Source organism: Natronohydrobacter thiooxidans (assembly GCF_001884735.1).
Classification (GTDB): Bacteria; Pseudomonadota; Alphaproteobacteria; order Rhodobacterales; family Rhodobacteraceae; genus Roseinatronobacter; species Roseinatronobacter thiooxidans_A.
The window spans coordinates 640,602-660,995 of the sequence record NZ_MJAP01000003.1 but is presented as its reverse complement, the minus strand read 5'-3'; the positions used below and the strand labels follow the sequence as shown (position 1 = coordinate 660,995).

The 20,394-nt window shown below is 61.8% G+C and carries 17 protein-coding genes; 5 read left to right on the top strand and 12 right to left on the bottom strand.

Going from position 1 to position 20,394, the window contains the following annotated elements; translation table 11 throughout:
* Window positions 1-2 precede the first annotated feature (2 nt).
* Window positions 3-1,115 (bottom strand): tyrosine-type recombinase/integrase, encoded by a 1,113-nt coding sequence (locus tag BG457_RS05665; protein WP_071795994.1) that lies wholly within the window; start codon window positions 1,113-1,115, stop codon window positions 3-5.
* A 338-nt stretch (window positions 1,116-1,453) separates the two neighbouring features.
* Complete coding sequence (locus BG457_RS05660) at window positions 1,454-2,482, bottom strand: LacI family DNA-binding transcriptional regulator (protein WP_071795993.1); 1,029 nt, start codon at window positions 2,480-2,482, stop codon at window positions 1,454-1,456.
* A gap of 119 nt (window positions 2,483-2,601) precedes the next feature.
* On the opposite strand from BG457_RS05660, the gene BG457_RS05655 reads away from it, so the two are divergent.
* From BG457_RS05655 to BG457_RS05635, 4 genes are all read left to right on the top strand, one after another.
* Entirely contained in the window at window positions 2,602-4,131 is a 1,530-nt protein-coding gene (locus tag BG457_RS05655) for a sugar ABC transporter ATP-binding protein (protein ID WP_071795992.1), read from the top strand.
* Window positions 4,118-5,140, top strand: a complete 1,023-nt coding sequence (locus BG457_RS05650) for an ABC transporter permease (protein WP_071795991.1) — start codon at window positions 4,118-4,120, stop codon at window positions 5,138-5,140. The genes BG457_RS05655 and BG457_RS05650 overlap by 14 nt, the downstream gene beginning before the upstream one ends.
* A 53-nt stretch (window positions 5,141-5,193) precedes the next feature.
* Window positions 5,194-6,231, top strand: coding sequence for a substrate-binding domain-containing protein (locus BG457_RS05645; protein ID WP_071796084.1), 1,038 nt, complete (start codon window positions 5,194-5,196; stop codon window positions 6,229-6,231).
* Window positions 6,232-6,580: 349 nt separating this feature from the next.
* On the top strand, window positions 6,581-7,504 hold the full coding sequence (locus tag BG457_RS05635) for an SMP-30/gluconolactonase/LRE family protein (protein WP_071795989.1): 924 nt from the start codon (window positions 6,581-6,583) through the stop codon (window positions 7,502-7,504).
* 681 nt (window positions 7,505-8,185) lie between these two features.
* On the opposite strand, the gene BG457_RS05630 is transcribed toward BG457_RS05635, so the two are convergent.
* The 10 genes from BG457_RS05630 to BG457_RS05585 form a co-directional block, all read right to left on the bottom strand.
* Window positions 8,186-9,235, bottom strand: a complete 1,050-nt coding sequence (locus tag BG457_RS05630; protein WP_071795988.1) for a cupin domain-containing protein — start codon at window positions 9,233-9,235, stop codon at window positions 8,186-8,188.
* 23 nt (window positions 9,236-9,258) lie between these two features.
* Window positions 9,259-10,248: a PDR/VanB family oxidoreductase gene (locus tag BG457_RS05625; protein WP_071795987.1), complete on the bottom strand. Its 990-nt coding sequence runs from the start codon at window positions 10,246-10,248 to the stop codon at window positions 9,259-9,261.
* 30 nt (window positions 10,249-10,278) lie between these two features.
* A complete protein-coding gene (locus tag BG457_RS05620; RefSeq protein ID WP_071795986.1) occupies window positions 10,279-11,328 on the bottom strand; it encodes an aromatic ring-hydroxylating dioxygenase subunit alpha in 1,050 nt (349 codons plus the stop codon).
* 28 nt (window positions 11,329-11,356) lie between these two features.
* The gene (locus BG457_RS05615) at window positions 11,357-12,649 is read right to left on the bottom strand and encodes a TRAP transporter large permease (RefSeq protein WP_071795985.1); all 1,293 of its coding nucleotides are present in this window, start codon (window positions 12,647-12,649) and stop codon (window positions 11,357-11,359) included.
* Window positions 12,646-13,119: a TRAP transporter small permease gene (locus BG457_RS05610; protein ID WP_175546726.1), complete on the bottom strand. Its 474-nt coding sequence runs from the start codon at window positions 13,117-13,119 to the stop codon at window positions 12,646-12,648. Before BG457_RS05610 ends, BG457_RS05615 begins: the two co-directional genes overlap by 4 nt.
* A 26-nt stretch (window positions 13,120-13,145) precedes the next feature.
* A complete protein-coding gene (locus tag BG457_RS05605) occupies window positions 13,146-14,156 on the bottom strand; it encodes a TRAP transporter substrate-binding protein (RefSeq protein ID WP_071795983.1) in 1,011 nt (336 codons plus the stop codon).
* A gap of 46 nt (window positions 14,157-14,202) precedes the next feature.
* Window positions 14,203-15,441 (bottom strand): 3-hydroxybenzoate 6-monooxygenase, encoded by a 1,239-nt coding sequence (locus BG457_RS05600; protein WP_071795982.1) that lies wholly within the window; start codon window positions 15,439-15,441, stop codon window positions 14,203-14,205.
* 17 nt (window positions 15,442-15,458) lie between these two features.
* The gene (locus BG457_RS05595) at window positions 15,459-16,265 is read right to left on the bottom strand and encodes a fumarylacetoacetate hydrolase family protein (RefSeq protein ID WP_245770933.1); all 807 of its coding nucleotides are present in this window, start codon (window positions 16,263-16,265) and stop codon (window positions 15,459-15,461) included.
* Between the two features lie 547 nt (window positions 16,266-16,812).
* A complete protein-coding gene (locus tag BG457_RS05590) occupies window positions 16,813-17,487 on the bottom strand; it encodes a TetR/AcrR family transcriptional regulator (RefSeq protein WP_071795980.1) in 675 nt (224 codons plus the stop codon).
* 7 nt (window positions 17,488-17,494) lie between these two features.
* A complete protein-coding gene (locus BG457_RS05585) occupies window positions 17,495-18,910 on the bottom strand; it encodes an amidase (protein WP_139257556.1) in 1,416 nt (471 codons plus the stop codon).
* Between the two features lie 148 nt (window positions 18,911-19,058).
* On the opposite strand from BG457_RS05585, the gene BG457_RS05580 reads away from it, so the two are divergent.
* Window positions 19,059-20,387, top strand: a complete 1,329-nt coding sequence (locus BG457_RS05580) for an ABC transporter substrate-binding protein (RefSeq protein ID WP_071795978.1) — start codon at window positions 19,059-19,061, stop codon at window positions 20,385-20,387.
* Window positions 20,388-20,394 lie beyond the last annotated feature (7 nt).

The window sequence follows — 20,394 nt, the reverse complement described above, 5'->3', positions numbered from 1 at the left end:
GGTCACAACCCTGCCGCCTTGGTCAGATTCACACGGAACCTGTCGCGCCTGCGCTGATAGCGGCGGGTCATCTCGGCGCTGGCATGGCCGAGCTGTTTCTGGACATAGCGTTCATCGACTTCGGCGCTGCTGGCGAGACCCGCACGCAAGCTGTGGCCGGAATAGAGCTTGACGCGTTCCGCATCGGGCAGGTCGGGGCGCAGGCCCGCGGCCAGCACGCAGGACTTGATCAGCCGCGCGACATGCTTGTCATTGAGCCGATGCTCGCGCACGCGTTTGCCGTCGCGTGTGACGCTGGTAAAAACCGGCCCGAAATCGATGCGCGCGAAATGCAGCCATTGTTCCAGCGCGTGGACCGGGCAGGTCTGATCCGACGATCCGCGCCCGATCTCGACCTCGCGCCAGCCGGTCTTGCCGCGCAGGGTGATCAGTGCGCCGCCGTCCAGAATGTCAATCCAGCCACCGCTGTCTATGGTGTCATCCTTGTGCCGGTCCAGACTGACAATCTCGGAGCGTCGCAAACCGCCCGCAAAGCCGATCAGCAGCATGGCGCGGTCACGCAGCCCGCGCAGGTCATGGGGCAAGGTGGCGACCATCGCGCGGATATCCTCGGCCAGAATCGCCTCTTTCTGCACCGGCGGGCGGGCATGTTGGCGCCGGATACCGGCCAGCACAGACGCAATATGGCGGTTCTTGCGATCCAGCGAAAAGCCGCGCTGCTGATAATTCCAGCCCAGGCCCGACAGGCGGCGCTCGATCGAGGCCACGGACAGGGCAGGGGGCTTGCGCGTGCCCATGGGTTGGGGCGCGGCCAGATCGGCGATATAGAGGCCAATGAGTTCGGGCGAGGGGGGCAGGGGATCGGCCGCCCGCATCCGGCACCAACGCGCGAAATGCGCCCAGTCCTTGGCATAGGCTTTGAGCGTGTTGTCAGACGCGGCCGCGCGCGCATAGTCGCGGGCCGTGTCGACCAGCCGATCCAGCCTGCCGGACCCGGCCAGATGCGCGGGCAGCGCGATGGCATCACGGCTTTCCTGCCCGCCCTCGTCGCGTAAAGGATCATCGGGCGCGCCAGTACCCGTTACCCCCGATTTTGCATCCTGTCCCGGCGCCATATCCTCGAAACTCCCTTCATTCTGGACCTGTCTTTCAGGCTATCCAAGTGCGCCCGATAATGCAAACTTACTGGACATCCAGGCGTTGAGCGGAGGGCGGCGGTTATTGTCAACAGAACCGTATAAAGCGTTGCGACAGGGCATACTGAATGCCATAGCGGGCACGCTGCAACATGACCCCCAACCCTGCGCAACGCCGACGCCGCCTGCTGGCGTGAATGGTGCCTTCTCTATCTGAAGCAACTGAGAATAGAGGATTTTCCCGCGGATGCGGCAGCGGAAGTTCTGGATTTCGGGCAACAGGGCCCGCTTGACCTTTGATACTCAGGTCAGCGACGTTACAGTTCTCGAACTGTCTGGCCGGGTACGAGGCTGAAGCCGATATCGCGGCTGTCGATAACAGCCTCCCCCTTCAATCGTGAGACCATCGCTTCGGCGGCAGCTTGTCCAAGCTTGAGGTGCGGAACGTGGATCGACGTCAAGCGTTTCCGAAGGACTGACGAGATCGGCATATCGCCCCAGCCTGCGATCCCGATGTCTCGCGGAATGCTCAAGCCGATACGCTCGCAGTATTGAAATCCGCCAAACGCCATGGAGTCGTTCTGGAAGTAGATGCATTCGACCTTTGCACCGGAAGCAAGCAGTTGCTCGGTTCCGTAGAATCCCGGGTAGAAATTAGCAGTGTCATGCAGGCAAAACTGCCGGACCAGAGTGCCTCCGCCGTCGCTGACGGCCTTGCTGAACCCTTCCAGTCGTCGTGACGCTGCATTTGCCGTGTCGTGGGACGTGCCAACATATCCAAAGGCCTTGTAGCCGAGCCTGACGAGATATCGCCCCATCTCATAGCCACTGTCGAAATGGGCGAGGCCGACATTCATGTCCAGGGGGCTGGAATTGAGGTCCCAGATCTCGACGATGGGAAGGCCCGCATTCATCAGCAGGTCGAGCGCCCGCCGGGAGTGGGACCTGCCGGTAAGGATCAGTCCGGCGGGTTGCCAGGACAGGACGGTTTCGATCCAGCTTTCTTCCTTTTCAAGGGTATGCTGAGTCAGGCCAAGAACGGTCTGGTAGCCATGCGACCCAAGTTTCTGGTCTATGCCTTCCAACACCTGCGCGAAAACTTCGTTTCCGAGATCGGGGATGGACACACCCACGAAAGTTGATGTTGTGTCGCCTGCAAGAAGGGGTGCAAGCCGATTCGGCAGATAGCCCAACGCGTCGACCTGAGCCATGACCTTTTCGCGTGTTTTTTCGGAATAGCCGCCTTCGCCGCGCATGACGCGGCTGGCTGTCATCTTCGACACACCGGCTGCCTCGGCAACAATCGAGAGGCTTACCTTATTGGTTTTACTTACATTATTGTCCATGAGCGCGGAGTCACGTTACCGGTAACTTTTTCCTTGACTGTTTGCTGATGCCGTTCAAGACTTGCGTTACGTTACGGGTAAAGCACCGTGTTTGCAATGCTCGTTCCGGGGGAGGGACAATGGACGATCTGCGCCGCAGCGGGCTGTTCTTCGACAGCATCGACAAACACTTCGGGGGCACATATGCCCTTCGCGACGTCTCTCTGGCCGTGGGTCGGGGAGAGATCGTCGCCCTCTTGGGAGAAAACGGCGCGGGCAAGTCCACGCTGATCAAGGTTCTGGGGGGTATCCACAGGCCGGATTCGGGACAGGTCCTGATCAATGGCAAGCCATACGAACATCGCCCGGCGGGATTTGGTGAACGACAGAAGGTTGCCTTCATCCACCAGGATCTCGGGTTGATCGAATGGATGACCGTGGCAGAAAACATCGCGCTCGCGCTGGGGTTCAAGCGCAGGAAGGGGCTGATCCAATGGTCCGAGGTCGGGAAGTTCGCCGCCGAGGCGCTTGCCCGCGTTGACTGCGACTTTGATCCGACAACCCGGGTCGAGGACCTGTCGCGCACCGAAAAGTCATTGGTTGCGATTGCGCGCGCCCTGGCTGTGGACAGCGAATTCCTTGTTCTGGACGAACCGACAGCATCCTTGCCCGCCGACGAGGTGGAGCGGCTCTTCGCGGCGATTCGTCCGCTGCGCGAGAAGGGCGTCGGGATGATCTACGTCAGCCACCGCCTGGACGAAATCTTTCGGATCGCGGATCGGGTCGCGGTCCTGCGCGATGGCGAAATGGTGGGCATCCGCGCCATCGAACACACCACGCCCGAGGAACTGGTCCTCAAGATCGTCGGGAGAAAGACGCGGGCCACGATCAAGTCGGACCAGCCGCCGGGCGATACCGTACTGACGCTGAAGGGCTTTTCCGCAGGCAGCGTCGGTCCGCTGGATGTCAACCTGCGCAAGGGAGAGATCGTCGGTCTTGTCGGTCTGAGAGGCGCAGGGCACGAGGCCCTGTCGAGGGCGCTGTTCGGTGCTCATCCGCATACGGGCGAGGTCCGGTTGAATGGGAGGACGCCGGATCTCCGGTCGCAACAAACCGCCATGAGGTCGGGCATCGGACTGGTCGCCAAGGACCGGACAGAGGAATCCGTGGCGATGAGCCTGTCGATCCGCGAGAACACCTTCCTCAATCCCGAGGGGATCGGACGAAGCCTTCTGAACCTGTTGTCCCAGTCGCGCGAAGCCGATCAGGCGGCAGCCATCGGTCGGGAACTGGGTCTGTCGCCCAACGATCCCACCCTTGCCATCGAGGCGTTGTCGGGGGGCAACCAGCAAAAGGTGGTGATCGGGCGCTGGTTGGCAACGAACCGGGAGCTACTGATCTGCGAGGATCCAACGGCGGGTGTCGATGTCGGCGCCAAGGCCGAGATCTACGCGCTTCTGAACAAGGCCCTGGAGCAGGGTGTTGGCATTCTCGTCGTGTCCACGGATTTCGAAGAGATTGCCACAATCTGCCATCGTGCCATCGTTTTCAGTCAGGGGGCCATCGTCGAGGAACTCACGGGCACCCGGCTGTCGCCGGAAAACCTCATTCAATCTGCATCGGCAAGCAATGCCGGGCCTGGCAAGGGACACGATTATGCAATCGCTTAGAAGCAGCGCGCTTGAACCGACCAAGGCAGAGTTGAAGGGCCTGTCTTTCGGAAAAAGACTGATGCGGTTTTTGCCGGTCTACGGTCTGGTCATCCTGACGGTGTTTCTGATCGGGCTCTTCTCGGTGCTCCTGCCCAACACCTTCCCGACGATGCTGAACCTGCGGGCCATCGTCAGCGACAAGGCGATCATTGCGCTGCTGTCGCTTGGCGCGATGATCCCGATGGCGGCGGGGCGGATCGATCTGACCGTGGGCTATGGGATCGTGCTCTGGCACATCCTTGCAATCAGCCTGCAGACGATGATGGGCCTGCCCTGGCCGATTGCCGTGGCGGTGGTGCTGATGCTAGGCGCATTCACCGGTTTTCTGAACGGGATGCTGGTTGAAGTCGCCAAGATCGACAGCTTCATCGCCACGCTTGGCACGGGCACCGTGCTTTACGCGCTGGCCCTGTGGCACACCGGCGGACGCCAGATGGTCGGAACCCTGCCCGAAGGCTTCTATGACATCTCGACGACCTTCGTTTTCGGACTGCCGATCACCGGCTACTACCTGCTCGCCATCACTTTGGTGTTGTGGATCGTCCTAGAATATACGCCCGTCGGCCGCTACCTCTATGCCATCGGCGCGAACCAGCGTGCGGCGCAGCTCAATGGCATTCCCACACGCAAATATGTGATCGGTGCCTTTATGGCCTCGGGGGCTTTCACGGCGCTCGCCGGGGTGATCCTCGCGTCAAAGTTGCGGATCGGTCAGGCCTCGGTCGGGCTGGAATTTCTGCTCCCCGCACTTGTCGGTGCCTTCCTCGGCTCCACCACGATCAAGCCAGGCCGGGTCAACGTCTGGGGCACCATCGTCGGTGTCGCCATCCTGGCTGTGGGTATCTCGGGCATCCAGCAATTCGGTGGCTCCTTCTGGGTCGAGCCGCTGTTCAACGGGGTAACACTGCTGATCGCCATCGGCATAGCAGGCTACGCTCAACGTCGAAAAGGCGCAGTGAAACGTTGAGAACAACCGCACCGCATCTCATGCGGGCGGATATCATGCAAAGGGAGGACACCATGCAAAAACGCACTTTCATATCAAGTCTGTTTGCCACGACCATACTTGCCGCCCCCGTGCTGGCCGAAATGACCTGGGACGGGCCTGTAACCGGTCCCGCGGGCACAGCGGGCAAGTCCATCGTCGTGCTGGCTGGCGATCTGAAAAACGGCGGCATTCTGGGCGTGACCAGCGGCGTCCAAGAGGCTGCAGCGGCAATCGGCTGGCAGGTTCGGGTGCTGGACGGTGCCGGGTCGATTCAGGGTCGGACTGCCGCAATCGGCCAGGCACGCGCCCTGCAGCCGGACGGCATCATCATCAACGGCTTCGATGCTGTCGAACAACAGGCAGCCCTGGAAGGCGTGACCGGCGCAGGCATCCCGATGGTCGCCTGGCATTCCGGTCCCGTGATCGGCTGCGACGCCCCTGGCGGTCTGTTTGCCAATGTCTCGACCGACGCGATGACCGTTTCCGAAGTGGCGGCACAATGGGCGCTGGCCGATGGCGGCACCGATATCGGCGTGGTCATCTTCACCGACTCGACCTATCAGATCGCCATCGACAAGGCCGACCGCCTCAAGGAAGTGATCGAAGCGGGTGGCGGGACGGTCCTTGAATATGTGGACACGCCCATCGCAGACACCTCGTCCCGCATGGGGCCGCTGACCACGTCGCTGTTGCAGAAATATGGCGCCAGCTGGACGCATGCGCTTGCAATCAATGACCTCTATTTCGACTTCATGGGCCCGGCTCTGGCTGCCGCCGGCATCCGCAGTGAAAACGGGCCGCAGGCCGGTTCCGCCGGAGATGGCTCCGAGGCATCTTTCCAGCGGATCCGTTCGGGCAACTATCAGACGATCACCGTGGCCGAGCCGCTGAACCTTCAGGGCTGGCAACTGGTGGATGAGTTGAACCGCGCGATCCAGGGAGAGCCTTGTTCGGGTTACATCACATCGCCGGCGCTGGTGACGCAGGAAGGCCTGTCGAGGATCGAAGGCAACTCCTTCGACCCTGATATTCCCTACCGCGAAGCCTATTCGGCGATCTGGAGGCAGTAGGCCTTGCTGCCGGTCCCGGTCCTTCGGGGCCGGGGCTGGTCAGGTTGGGCGCAAATCGAACCGAACGCCTGCACCGGCGAGATGCCGAGTATCTCGACGCCCCGGCCAACATGTTTCCGGGCGATGAACCGACCCGCAGAAAAGGTAGCAGACGCCCCTGGCAGATCGAAGCGGTCAAGCGCTGCGTCGGGCCGGATGTGGATCGTGATGCTGGATTGGTGACTATGCAAAACAAGGCGTTGCATTCTCGACACCGGTCAGGCGATCTGGGGGCGGAGCCGAAAGATTCCTGCTCATCGCCGCGTTCTGATCAGATACGGCATTCAGGATACGAATGAGGAAAAGAGATATGTTCGGAGAGATCGAAGGCACGGGTTTCGAGGTGCTTGAGCCGGAATTTTCCGGGTGTATTATCGGTCATGCGCGCGTCGAGCGGCTCTGGACCGGGGCGCGGTGGTCGGAGGGGCCGGCATGGTTCGCCGCCGGGCGCTATCTGCTGTGGTCGGACATCCCCAACAACCGGATCCTGCGTTGGGATGAAACCGACGGCAGGGTTTCGACCTTCCGGCAGCCCTCCAACAACGCGAACGGGCACACGGTTGACCGACAGGGGCGGCTGGTCAGTTGCGAGCATCTGACCCGCCGGGTGACACGGACCGAGCATGACGGCAGTGTGACGGTCATTGCGGACAACTGGCAGGGCAAGAGGCTCAATTCGCCCAATGATGTGGTGGTCAAATCCGATGGCTCCGTCTGGTTCACCGATCCCAGCTATGGCATCCTGATGGATTATGAAGGCGACCGCGCGGAACCCGAGATCGGGGCCTGCCATGTCTACCGGGTGGCACCTGACGGACAGGTGAGCGCGATCGCCACAGATTATGTCAAACCGAACGGCCTGGCCTTTTCGCCGGGTGAGAGCCTGCTCTACATCGCAGATACCGGCGTGACTCATTTGCCGGGAGGACCAAAACACATCCGTCGCCATAGGGTGAACCCAGATGACACGCTTTCGGGCGGCGAGGTTTTTGCCGAATGCACCAACGGTCTTTTCGACGGGTTCCGGCTGGACCGCGACGGGCGCATCTGGACGTCGGCGGCCGATGGCGTCCATTGCTACGCGCCGGACGGGCGGATGATTGGGAAGATCCTGATCCCGGAGCTTGTGGCCAATGTCTGCTTTGGCGGCGCCAAGCTGAACCGCCTGTTCATCTGCGGAACGACGTCGCTATATGCCGTGTATCTGAACGTGAACGGTGTTTCATCCGTCTAGCACTGCTTTAGCAGATTATCGCTGATCGGATAATCTCCGGATTGAACGAGCCGCTGGCGCGGGATGGGCGTCGCTATTGGCGGGAATGGCTTCCTGATGGGAAGGTTTGGCTGATGAGACCAACCTTTGAACAGGGGACCATCCCATGGCAAATGCCAAGACTGCGGTAAGTCCGCTGCGCCGCCGTATGATCAACGATATGACGCTTCTCAACCTGTCGCCAGCCACACGACGATCCTATCTGCATGCTGCTGCCACGCTCAGCCGGTAATCTGACTGGTCACAAGATCAGTTCGGATTAGAAGCTGTCCGGACCTTTCAGGTCTACTTTTCGCGCAGGGTATTTCGTGGCCGGGGCGCAATCAGACAGTTTGTGCGTTGCGCTTTTTCTATCGCGTCACGTTGAACCGGGCAGAGACCCCTGAGCGGAGAGCTGTGTCATGCGCGCCGCCCTGTTTGCGCTAGGTGGCAACCGTCCTGATGTTGATGCGCAGCTCCCGGCTCAGCGCCGCGTTCGAAGCTTCCGGTCACTGTTTGGGAGCGGGGACCGCCTGCGTGGTCGTGGCGCTCCCGTGAAGTATTTGTCCCACAGTGCTTCCTTCTGGTAGTCACAAAACTGCAGACCACCACACGCTGGAACCAACACCGAGCTGGCGGTTTGCTACACTCAACGATCACACGCTACCAGATCGGGTCGGCCCTACCGCGCTGGCGCCGCCAAATCCCAAGTTTCTCCTGCGCGCTGCGGTCCGAGAAGTGAAACAGGATTGTGTCCTCTGACGCGCTCATGGTCCGCCAAGTCCAGCCCGGTACGGCCATCACGTCGTTCAGCCCAAGCTCGTAACGCGTGCCATCCAGATCGAGCGTCAGATGCCCCTGGGCCACAACAATTCCCATGTTTTCCGTCGCGCGCGAGGGCAGGCCTGTGAAACCTGCAGGCAGATAAGTCAGCCAGGAACTGATCGTCGGCATGATCCAGCCGCCATCAAGCGGGTTGGCGTAACGCAAGGCGTAGCCATCATGCGGATCGGCCGGGCTGGACTTGGCCAAGGTCACTAGTGCGGCGCGGGCGCGCTCGTAAGAATAGGCGAAGATCGGCGAGGTCTTTCCGAACGGCGAATAGGGCTGCATCGGCAGCATGCCCGAGCCGAATTCCGCCCGCGCATGCCCCGTTTCCCGCGTGATTTTCTGTGCGGCATCGCCCAGTTCCTCGGAAAAGCTGCATTCGAAGATATTGACAAGCGGCGCGTCCAGCACATCGATCCAGATGCAGGGCCCTTTACCCCCATGGCCGTGGTCATGCCAGGCCCCTCCCGGCGTGATCACGAGATCGCCACGCGCCATTTCGGCACGTTCACCGTTCACAGTGGTATAGCCGCCATCGCTTTCGAGAATGAAACGCATCGCGCCCGCCGCATGGCGGTGCGCCGGTGCGGTTTCTCCAGGAAGGATCAACTGCATCCCGGCATAGAGCGTCGAATTGATCCGCGACGTTTCAGGAAAGGCGGGGTTTTCGAAGATGAGGACGCGCCGCTCCGCCTCGGCCGCTGTCAGCAGGTCGCCTGCCTCAAGCAGCAGCGGCTTGACTTCATCGTATCGCCAGACATGGGCATGGGTCTTGTTGGTCGGCTCCGGCGGAACAAGCCCCTTCATCCGCTCCCAGAGCGGGACAAGTGAACCGGGCTCAATCCTGTCGTAGAAATCCTGTCGCCGCGCATTGTCAGTTGTCACTGCTCTGTTCTCCTCTTGGTGTTTCAGCCTGAGCGTCCGTGTTGGATACCATCGATATGGACAGTGATGTGTCCGCCACTCAGTCGGGACACGCAGGCGCAAAGGCAGTCGTTCCGCGCCCTTTCCGACGGGCTCAGGAACACGTCACGGTGGTCGATATTCGTGCAAGGCTCGGTCGCCTGTAGCTTGCAAAGTCCGCATTCCCCACGTCGGCAATCAAAGAGTACGTCGTGCCCACTTGCGATCAGCACGTCGAGCAGGTTCTCGTCTGCGCCGATCCGGAGCTTGCGGCCGGTTTCGGCGACGGTGACCTGAAAGGCGCGCGTCGGGAAATTGCCGGAGTTCGCGAAAGTCTCATAGCGCAGGTTCTGCACCGGCAGACCGCGCTCTTGCCAACCGGTTCTGACCGATTCCATCAACCCCTGCGGGCCACACATGAAGAGTACCGTCTGAGGCCCGATACTGTCGAGAAGCCTAAGCAGGTCCAGCTTCTGGCCCGCGCTGTCGCACAGTAATTCCAACCCCTCGCCCAGCACCTGGTCAAGCACCTCGGCAAAAGCCGCCTCGTCAGAGGTCCGGACGCAGTAGATCATGCGGACAGTCTTGCCTGTCCGGATTAGGGTTCGTGCCATGCCCGTCATCGGCGTAACGCCGATTCCACCGGCCAGAAGAATGTAATCCGAGGCCGAAAATGTCGGTGGCATGGCGTTCCCGTTGGCCGAGACATGGATCTCGTCTCCGGCGCGCAGTGACCACATGTAGCGCGACCCGCCTTTGCTGGCAGGCTCAAGCTTGACCGCGATCGAGAGCATTTCGGGATATTTGCCATCATCGACAACGGAATAGGACCGCGTCATTTTCCCGTCACCCTTCGGGATATCGAAGGTGACATGCGCGCCCGCCTCAAGGTTCAGCACGCCCTGCGGTACAGCGAAGCGGATCATCCGGATATTCGGGGTCAGATCGACTGTCTCGGCCACGGTGGCGGTCAGGTCAAGATGGTCGGCTTTCATGGCTTTGTCCTTTCCCTTGCGGGGATGTCCTCATAGCGCGCGGCGCAGGCTCCTGCTTTCCGCCGCGATCATCGCTGCAACCTTGCGACGCGCCCAGTTGCCGCCAGCATCGATATTGAGGTCGTAGAAAACCTTGTCGGGATTGGCGTCCATCGCGGTCTGCTGCGCTTCGAGAATGGCCTCGTCCTGCGCGAAGATCTTGCGCACACCTTCGCGCCAGATCGTCGTCCGGCTCATGTTTCTGATGTCGAAGTTGCGGTTTGCGGCCCAGAAATAATGCGTGGTTTTCTCGGTTTCCGGGGTGATGGCGAAGGTGATGAAGCCATTGACCCCCTGCGACCTGTCGCCCTCGGGGGCGCCAGTGCCCGCAACGGCCACCCCGACATCGAGCGCGATGGTAGAGGGCGCCGTGAAGTGGATGATCTGCCAGCGATCCACCGGACCGGGCTTCCCGAGTTGCGCGCCCCAGAAGCCCGGCGGCTCCTGGTTCAGGATCCAGCGGGTCACGTTCACCCTATCTCTGTCATGCGAAACCCTGAACGGGGCCTCGGCCACCGCCTCATTGCCGATGGAGCCCGCGTGTACGAAGGTTTCATGTGTCAGATCCATCAGGTTGTCCACGGCCAGCAGGTAATTGGCCTTCAGGTGCAGCGTGCCGCCGTCGCCGGTCCATTCCGGGTCGTCGTTCCAGTGCAAATCCGGCACCCGACCGGGATCGGCCGATGCCGGATCACCGATCCAGATCCAGGTCAGCCGGTGACGATCAATGATCGGATAGGTGCGCACACAAGCGGAGGGATTGATGGTTTCCTGTGACGGCATGTGCACGCAGCGCCCGCCCGGTTCGAATTCGAGGCCGTGATAGGGACACACAACATTGTCGCCGCGCAACTGCCCCTTGGACAGAGGTGCGAGACGGTGCCAGCATGCATCGTCCATGGCCACGGGGGTGCCGTCGGCCCTGCGGTAAAATACGACAGGCTGGTTGCAGATTGTGCGGGCCAGCATGCGGCCCCTGACGATCTCATAATCCCAGCCGACCGCGTACCATGTGTTCAACGGATAGGATCTGTCTGTCATGGATGGCTTCTCCTTTTGCCGTTGGTGATCAGCGGATGAGGCCGGGCAGCCACAGCGACAGGATCGGAAATGCAATCAGAAGGGCGGCCCGGACGATGTCTGCCGCGACGAAGGGAATCACACCCCGAAACACTGTGAGCGTCGGAATTCCGGGGAGTACGCTGCGCAGAACGAAAATATTCATGCCCACCGGCGGCGTGATGAGCGCGATCTCGATCACGACAATCACGATGATGCCGAACCAGATCAGGTCAAAGCCCAACCCATAAACGATCGGATAGAAGATCGGCACGGTCAGCAGCATCATGGAGATGGACTCCAGGAAACAGCCCAGGACGATGTAGATCAGGACGATGGCCAGGATCACCGTGAGCGGCGCCACATTCAGGCTTTCGACCCAGCCGCCCAGATCCTGGGGAACGCGCGCCACGTTCATGAAATTCGCGAAGAGAAGCGCGCCGATCAGGATCGCCAGTAGCGAGACCGACGTGCGCGTGGAATCGTAAAGCGTCTCGAACAGGTTCGCGACGGTAAGTCTTCTGCGCGCGAGGGCGATCAGCAGCGCCCCGCCCGATCCGATACCGGCGGCTTCGGTCGGGGTGAACCAGCCGATATAGAGCCCGCCCATCACCAGTAAGAAGAGAAAGAGCATCCCCAGAACCCCGCGCAGACTGCGGAGTTTTTCGCCCCAGGACACCGAGACCGCTGCGGCTGCATCACCGGGCCGGAACTTGGCCCACAAGCAGATTGCGGCCATGTAGAGCAGGATCCCCAGCAGCCCCGGAACCACGCCTGCTGCGAAAAGCGCTGCGATGTCGGTTTCGGTCATGATGCCATAAAGTACCAATGCGATGCTGGGCGGTATCAGGATACCCAGCGTGCCGCCCGCCGCCACTGCGCCCGATGCAAGCGCATCGGAATAGCCGAAACGCTGCATCGGTGGTACGGCAACGCGGGACATGGTGGCCGCAGTGGCAAGGCTTGACCCACAAACCGCACTGAAGCCGCCGCAAGAGGCGATCGTGGCAAGCGCAAGCCCGCCCGGCATTCCGCCCAACCAGGCCTGCGAGGCCGCGTAGAGATCATCCGAGATGCCGGATCGTGCCACCAGATTTCCCATCAGGATAAACATCGGGATGACGGCGAAATTGTAGCTCATCACCGTATCAGAGGCCGTCGTTCCCACCGACCGCAGCGCCGGGCCCATGCCGACGATCAGGCCGAAGCCGATCGTCCCGACGATGCCCAGTGCAAAAGCAATCGGGACCCGGAGCAGCATCAGGACGAACAAGAGAATGAAACCGCCGATGACGAGCGTCATGCCTTCGCCTCGTATTCTCGGGTGTCACCGCGAAACCGCAGCAGGGCGAGAGCAAGACAGATCGGGGCAGTGAAGCCGCACAGGATCGCCATCCCCCTGACGATTGGTGCCGTCGGCAGGCCGAGGAACATCGTGAGCGAATTGAACATGGCCAGCGTGTCCGCCTGCATCCAAAGCTGCCGGGCCGCGAAGGCGACGGCAGCGGCGGAGAGAAGATCAACCACGAAGCCAAGGCCGCGCCCGATGCTGTGATCGGGATTGATCGGCACGATGTCGACGATGACGTGTTCCCGCCTTAGCGTGACGAAGGGGAGTGCGACGTAGAACATCGCTCCCACCAGAATCTGCGTCAACTCGAAGGCTGCCGCCAAGGGAGCGCCGAACTGGCGGCCGATCACGTCAACAAACGTGATTACCACCAGCCCTGCGATCAGAAGGCTCGAAACGACCTTGAACAGACGTTCCGTCAAGACCACTGCGTGCGATTGCACATGCATCACTCCACTGCCCCGGAAGCTTCGCGATAGGCCGACAACACCGCCTCTGCGTCGAGCCCGGCGGCAGCGGCCTTTTCAATCCATGCGGCCTCCTGAAAGGCGAGCTTGCCACGGATATGATCCAGCAGCGCACCGCTTGCCTCGGACATCTCGATTCCGGCGTTCTTCGCAAGTTCGAAGCCTGCGTCCTGTTCATCCTGCCACATCCGGCCCAGACGGCGGGCCAAAGCCTCGCCCGATATCTCCATGATCGCAGCCTGATCCTCGGGAGAGATGCGCGCCCATGTCGCCGGGTTCACGACAAGAAACATTGAGGCGTTGTAGAGGCCGCCCGGTACGATGGTCTCGTATTTTACGAAGTCTTCGATGCGGAAGTTGAACAATGCCTCATCCGTCAATGACACGCCGTCCACGATGCCTTTTTCCAGCGCGTCACGCATTTCCGTTACCGGCAGGCCGATCGGCGTGGCCCCAAGAGCCTGAAGCGAGGCCGCCACCCCGGCATTGGTCGAACGGATCTTGAGCCCGGTGAAATCCCCCGGTGCCTTGATGGGGCGGAGTTTGTTGAAAATCTGTCCGGGCGGTTGGGTATGGACTGTCAGCGTGACAACGCCCGGGTGCATGCCTGCCGGTTCAAGATATTCCTCGAACACTTTCCAATAGGCGACCGAGTTGGCCTCGGCATTGGTCGAGTAGAACGGCAGTTCGACCATTTCGCTCAGGGGGAACGTGCCGGGCGTGTAGCCGTGCAACCCCCAGGCCATGTCGGCGATGCCGTCCAGTACAAGTTGGTAGTTGCGCGGCGGCGGGCCCAGCGGTGCCGCGGATTTTTCAACCACAACGCGGCCCTCGGTCACGCGGGCGATATCCTCGAAATACGGATAGAGACCGTTTTCATTGGCGAAATAGGTTGGTGGCAGCCATTCGGTGTATCTCAGTTTCACGTCCTGAGCGTTTGCCGAAGCGCCGATTGCTGACGCCACCAAAAAGCCGATTGTCATTGCCTTCATTGTGTTCTCCTCCCTGGAACCATTGATTTGTTTTCCGCATCTCCCCTCAGGCGGCAGATCCCATCTGCGCGGGGCCCAGTGGCCTTGAACAGCCATCGTCCCGCCAAGTCGGTTCGATCCCGTAGAGCCATGCCATGCCCTGGTAGTGTTTCTCGATCGGCCAGGATGACAGTTCCGCGTTGCGGAAATCGCGAGTTGCGCCGCTGGCGTGGTAGATTTCACCATAGAGCCGGGCACTCAGCTGAACCCGGGTGGTGCGCAGATAGCGGGCGTCGCGGTAACGCCGGAAGGCGCGGTCCCAGTCCCCTTGTTCATTGACCAGCATATCGGCAAGGCAGACCGCGTCTTCGATTGCCATGTTGGCGCCCTGAGCAAGATATTGCAGCATCGGATGGGCCGCGTCGCCCAGTAGCGCGATGCGTCCCTTGACCCAGTCGCGGGTCGGCTCGCGATCACGCAGCACCCACATCCGCCAGCTTTCGATTTTTCCCAGCAGGGTGCGGACCTGATCGCATTTGTCGGCGAATTTCGCATGAAGCTCGTCGGGATCGCCGGCCGCGTCCCAGCCCTCGGTAAGGCGGTCCGAATGGAACACCGCCACCAGATTGAACAATTCGCCACCGCGCAGCGGGTATTGCACCAGATGGGTCTTTTCGCCCGCCCAGAGCGTCATCGTGTTGCTGCGCAACTCTTCGGGTATCTCTGCGGTCGGCAGCACGGCCCGGTATGCGATGTGGCCTGCGGTCCTGGCCTCACCGTCATTTGCCACGATGGCCCGTGTCATTGACCAGATGCCGTCCGCACCGATCAGGGCCGCTGCGGACAGCTTTGCACCACCCTCAGTCATAACCTCGACACCGGCCCCGTTCTGACGGATCTCGACAACCTTCGCATTTGTGACAAGGCGCACGCTGCCATGCGCCTCGCAACGCTTCAGCAGAGCGGTATGGAGGTCCGCTCTGTGGATGACAGCGTAAGGGAAGCCGAAGAGCTTGCGGAACGCCTCTCCGGCAGGCAGTTTCACCACATGCTCGGCAGTAATGGAATCGCGCATCGCAAGGTAGTCGGGAAACGCAGAGAGCGCATTGACCTCGTCGACGATGCCCAGTCTCTGGAACATCTTGTAGCTGTTCGGACCAAGCTGGATACCTGCGCCCACTTCGGCAAAGACCTCGGCTTGCTCCAGCACTGTCACGCTGCAGCCCACACGCGCCAGCGCATAGGCTGCCGAGAGCCCGCCGATCCCGCCGCCCACAACAATTACTTCCTGTTCTCTGCTCGACATGGTTTGCTCCCTGTTCCTCAACCGATCACCGGAACGGTCATCGTGCCGATCCGTTCAATCGTCGCCTGCATCACGTCGCCGGGTTCGACCGGGGCCACACCCTCCGGCGTCCCGGTCAGGATCAGATCGCCCGGGTGCAGCGTGTAGAAGGACGATGCCATGGCGATCAGTTCGGGCACCGAGAGCACGAGGTCGCGCGTGTTCGCCTTCTGGCGCATCTCCCCATTCACGGTCAGAACGAGGTCCAGCGCGGAGGGATCGGGCAGTTCCTCCGCCGTGACCATCCAGGGACCAAGCACTGTGTAGGTATCCAGGGATTTTCGGAAACTGCGATCCTCCGGGCCGCGCACGGTCATGTCCAAACCGATGGCATAGCCCGCAACGTAGGATAGAGCTTCCTCGGGCTCGATATCCTTGCCCGCTTTGCCGATCACGACAGCCAGCTCTATTTCGTGGTCATTGCGCCGGTCAGGCCGCCCGATCCGAACCGCCTCTGACGGGCCAATCAAGGATGAGTTGGCTTTCAGAAACAGGCCGATCTCGCGGATATGGCGCATATGGGACTCGTTGCCGTGATTGAGATCGGCCTGATCACGCACCTCGTCGAGATGTTTGGAATAGTTCACTGGCGCGGCGATGATCTTCCCCGGATTGACCACTGGCAGGTCGAGGCGAACCTGATCTAATGGTTTGGTCACGCCGGTCGCCGCCGCCGCGACAATCTTCGGCATCAGATCGGGAAGCCGCGCTATGAACTGGTCGTGCTGCGGGAAGGGATAGCGCATTGACGGCAGGTCTTCGAGACAGCGTGTCACGTCATGCATGACATCGCCCTGCACTACGCCAACCCGGTCACCGTCGTATCGACAAAGCTTCACGATCCTCTCCCCTCATATCGTCAGCATACTGTCGTTATGGATAGGCGAACCGGCGGTATGCTGTCAATATTGGATCATCGGCACTGTGCAGAAGCATCTGGCCGACAAGACGCGCGATGACCCGCAAGCATCTGAATCGACTAGATGTTCAGGACGGAAAAATGTGACTCAAAAAAATCAGATATGCTTTTGCTCCACGCAGCCGACGCCCTTGATGAAGGGCGCAATCTTCGCCGAAGTCGAGAATTCTATACCTGAAACTGGCCATTGTTCGGAGCGTGGTGATGTTGCACTCCTTCAGGGAGTTCGCCTTAGCGATCGGTCCGAAGACCTTCGCAGATGTGCGGGCGACCAGATGGGCTGCACCGTCATTCGGGAGTAAACAGCAAATGGGGGTCATACAGCGCGCCCGCTGTTTGTGCCTCTCAGGCGCACATCAAGGATAGCGGCCCTTGTGACGGCGCCGCGGCATCTGTGCTGACGCATTGAGCGGTCAGTGCGGTTCAGATTTTGAACCGGAACCCGCAATGGCGTCGCGGGCGAACCGCTGCGCGCCGCGCACCAGGTCACCAGCCGTCTGGTCGAGCAGCGCATCGTCGCCGGTGGCCAGCCATTGATTGAACATGCCGACAAGGTTCGTATAGATCAGGTTGGCCAGCCGCGCGACCTGAGGTGCGTCAGCGGGTGACAGGCCCCGCACCTTGGTCAGCGCCTCGGCATAAAGCGCTTGAAAATGCATGTCCTTGGCCCGTGCCAGAGCCTCCAGCTCGGGGTGTCGGAGCATGTAGACTGTCATTTCCTGCAACAGCAGTTGCTCGGCGGGGCGCTTGCGGATCTGCCCGCAGATGAAGGGGATCATGGCGGCAATCCGCTGCTCCAGGGTCTGGTCCGGCGGGAACTGGTCGGCCAGCGCGGCGCGGTAGGTCTGCACGAAGCGCTCCATCACCGATAGCAGGATCTCGTCCTTGTCGCGGAAATGGTAGTGCAGTGTGGCGACACTGACGCCCGCGGCCTCGGCGATCTTGCGGGTGGTGGAGTTGAAGACCCCCTCGGCCAGCAATACGCGCAGGGCGGCAGCGGCGATCTGCTCGCGCTTGCCATCGCTGTTGGGACGCGCGAGGCCACGCACCGGTGCGGGTTGATCTGCGCGTCCCATTTCGCGTCCCATTGCGCTGTCAGCCCTTTTGCGGATCGACGGGCAGCACCGGCCCGATCCGGGTTTCCAGGATTTCCGCCGCCGACAGGCAGCGGTCGTCATCGAACCATCGGCCGATGATTTGCACGCCGACAGGGTGGTGCCCCGCCTTGCCTGCCGGAACCGAAATCGCTGGCAGGCCCAGCCCGGCGACAGCAGGCAACGGCCGATAGGCCCGGATGATCTCTGCCATCGTATTGCCGCTTTGCAGATCATGGTCAATGGGAAAGGGGGGCTGGCAGGCGGTCGGGGTCAGCACCAGCGGGAAATGCTGGAAGAACCCGGCCCAGGCGCGCTGGATCGCGCGCCGCCGCTGCCAGGCGGCCTGATAGGCCGCGCCGTCCAGCACCGGCAGCGCGGCGGCGGTTGCCTGGAACGACTGCCGGAACGCGTCATCCGCCATGCCGAACAGCATATCGCGCACCGGGCCGGTGCATTCGGCATAAAGCATCGCCATCCACAATTCGGTCATTTCCGCCAGATCAGGCGGCGCGGCCTCCTCGATCACATAGCCCGCATCCGCCAGCCAGTCGGCGGCCTGTCTGGTGATGGCGGCGACGGCAGGATCGACAGGTGTGTCGGCATCGCCCAGCCACAGCGCGACGCGGCAGGGCATCCGCTGGTCGGGCCGGGGCAGGGGGGCGGGCACCTGGCTCGGATCGCGCGGATCGGACCCCCCGAGAACCTGCATCCCCAGCCGGATGTCGCGGACGGACCGGGCAATCACCCCTTCGGACCCGCCAGTTTGCAGACCGAGCGAATGTTCGCCGGGTTGCGACGGGTTCCAGGACGGGATCAGCCCCATGGTGCCCTTCATGCCATAAACCCCGCAGACCGAGGCTGGCAGCCGCAGTGAGCCCGCCACGTCATTGCCATGCGCCAGCGTGCCGATCCCTGCCGCCACCGCCGCCGCCGCCCCACCGCTGGAGCCGCCGGGCGAGAGTGACAGGTCATGCGGGTTGCGCGTGGTGCCGTGCAGCGCGTTCGAGGTGAACCAGCGATAGCAAAAGGCCGGAACATTGGTCTGCCCGAGGATGACCGCGCCCGCCCGTTTCAGCGCGGCGACGGGAATGCTGTCCTGCGCGGCGATCGCATCCTTCAGCGGGATCAGTCCGTTGGTGGTGGCCTGTCCCTCCAGATCCACGTTGATCTTGACGGTGATCGGTACGCCATGCAGCGGGCCGGGCACGGCACCCGCCGCCAGCGCCGAATCAGCCGCATCGGCGGCGGCCAGCGCCTGCTCCTCCAAAGTGTTCACAACGGCGTTGATTGCGGGGTTCACTGCGGCCAATCGCGCCAGCGCGGCCTCGGTCGCCTGACGGCTTGTCAGAGAGCCCGCGCGGATCGCGGCGGCGGTTCCGGCGGCATCCATCGATAAAGTTTCTAGCGTTTTCAAAGCGTTCCTCCCTTTTCCTTCGAGAACTGATCGGAATCAATCAAATGATCGGAACAGTTGATTGACAAAAGCTCTATTCCAATCATATGATTTGGTCAACTGATCGAATTCAACCGATCGCCCCTCGTGTTTCTTTTGGGAGGAGAACATGAAATCCACCGATCTGACCCCGCCCCGTGCCAGCGCCCTGTCGCGCAGACGGCTTTTGCAAACCTCGGTCGCTGCTGGCGCCACCGCACTGACATTGCGATTCCCCGCCGCGCATGCCTCGGCCGCCACCACCCTGAGGATCGGCTGGGTCGCCGCCACCTCGGGCCCCGGCGCCCTCTTCGGCGAGGCAGTCGGCTTTGTCCGCGCCCAGCTGGAACACCTGTTCGGCGGTGGCCTGACCATCGGTGACACGACCTATTCGGTGGAAATCCTGCTGCGCGACAGCGGCAGCGGGGTCAATGCCGCAGCGCAGGTCACGGCCGAGCTGATGACCCGCGACCGGGTGGATCTGATCGTCACCACGGAAGCGCTGGCCGCAGTCACCGGCGGGCAACTGGCGGTCATCAACCGCACGCCCATTGTCTCGACCCTGCTGCCCTCGGATGCGTTGATCGGGCTGCGCGGCGGGCCTCAGGCCTATAGCAACAATGGCCAGCCCTGGACTTTCCATTTCCTGTTCGACACTGCCGATATCGGCGCCGCCTATCTTGGCCTCTGGGCGCCGGTGCGCGACCGCCTGAATGACACGGTCGGCACCTTCTATGTCGATCAGCCCGCCGCGCAGGGTTTTGCCCATCCGCAATACGGCCTGCCGCCCATCCTGCAAGGGGCGGGCTATACGCTTGCCGATGCCGGGATGTTCAATGTCGAGGCCGACGATTTTTCCAATCAGGTGGCAACCTTCCGGGCAGCAGACGCGCAGATCCTCAGCGGCTTCATGTTCGCCAACCACTTCGCCTCGTTCTGGCGTTCGGCGGCGCAGGGCGGCTATCGGCCCGAAGTGGCGACCATCGCAGGCGCCTTTCTGTTCCCCGGCGGCATGGATGCGCTGGGGGATCGCGGCGCGGGCCTGTCCACCGAAATCTGGTGGTCGCCGAAACTGCCCTATGCCTCAAGTCTTACCGGGCAAACGGCGGGCGAACTGGCGGCGGAATGGGAGGCCGACCGTGGCAGCCAGTGGACGCCCGTGCTGGGCTATACCCATGCGGCCTGGGAGGCGGCGGTGGCCGCATTGAAGGCATCGGGCGATCCGAAAGACCGCGAGGCAGTGCGCGCCGCGCTGGCGGCCCTGACGCTGGACACTGTGGTCGGCCCGATCGATTTCGCAGGCAGCCCGGTGCCCGGTATCGCCAAGACGCCGCTGGTCGCGGGACAGTGGCGGCGCGCGAGCGAAGGGCCCTACAACTATGATCTGGTTGTGACCTGGGCGGGCGAGGATTCGGCATTCGTGGTCGAGGAAGAGTTCAAGCTGCTCTCCGAACTCTGACGCCGGG

Coding starts and splice junctions, on each gene's coding strand:
- BG457_RS05595 (WP_245770933.1), bottom strand. CDS start 16,265: ATGCATGACGTGACACGCTGTCTCGAAGACCTGCCGTCAATGCGCTAT.
- BG457_RS05660 (WP_071795993.1), bottom strand. CDS start 2,482: ATGGACAATAATGTAAGTAAAACCAATAAGGTAAGCCTCTCGATTGTT.
- BG457_RS05605 (WP_071795983.1), bottom strand. CDS start 14,156: ATGAAGGCAATGACAATCGGCTTTTTGGTGGCGTCAGCAATCGGCGCT.
- BG457_RS05600 (WP_071795982.1), bottom strand. CDS start 15,441: ATGTCGAGCAGAGAACAGGAAGTAATTGTTGTGGGCGGCGGGATCGGC.
- BG457_RS05645 (WP_071796084.1), top strand. CDS start 5,194: ATGCAAAAACGCACTTTCATATCAAGTCTGTTTGCCACGACCATACTT.
- BG457_RS05650 (WP_071795991.1), top strand. CDS start 4,118: ATGCAATCGCTTAGAAGCAGCGCGCTTGAACCGACCAAGGCAGAGTTG.
- BG457_RS05655 (WP_071795992.1), top strand. CDS start 2,602: ATGGACGATCTGCGCCGCAGCGGGCTGTTCTTCGACAGCATCGACAAA.
- BG457_RS05635 (WP_071795989.1), top strand. CDS start 6,581: ATGTTCGGAGAGATCGAAGGCACGGGTTTCGAGGTGCTTGAGCCGGAA.
- BG457_RS05620 (WP_071795986.1), bottom strand. CDS start 11,328: ATGACAGACAGATCCTATCCGTTGAACACATGGTACGCGGTCGGCTGG.
- BG457_RS05665 (WP_071795994.1), bottom strand. CDS start 1,115: ATGGCGCCGGGACAGGATGCAAAATCGGGGGTAACGGGTACTGGCGCG.
- BG457_RS05625 (WP_071795987.1), bottom strand. CDS start 10,248: ATGAAAGCCGACCATCTTGACCTGACCGCCACCGTGGCCGAGACAGTC.
- BG457_RS05590 (WP_071795980.1), bottom strand. CDS start 17,487: ATGGGACGCGAAATGGGACGCGCAGATCAACCCGCACCGGTGCGTGGC.
- BG457_RS05580 (WP_071795978.1), top strand. CDS start 19,059: ATGAAATCCACCGATCTGACCCCGCCCCGTGCCAGCGCCCTGTCGCGC.
- BG457_RS05615 (WP_071795985.1), bottom strand. CDS start 12,649: ATGACGCTCGTCATCGGCGGTTTCATTCTCTTGTTCGTCCTGATGCTG.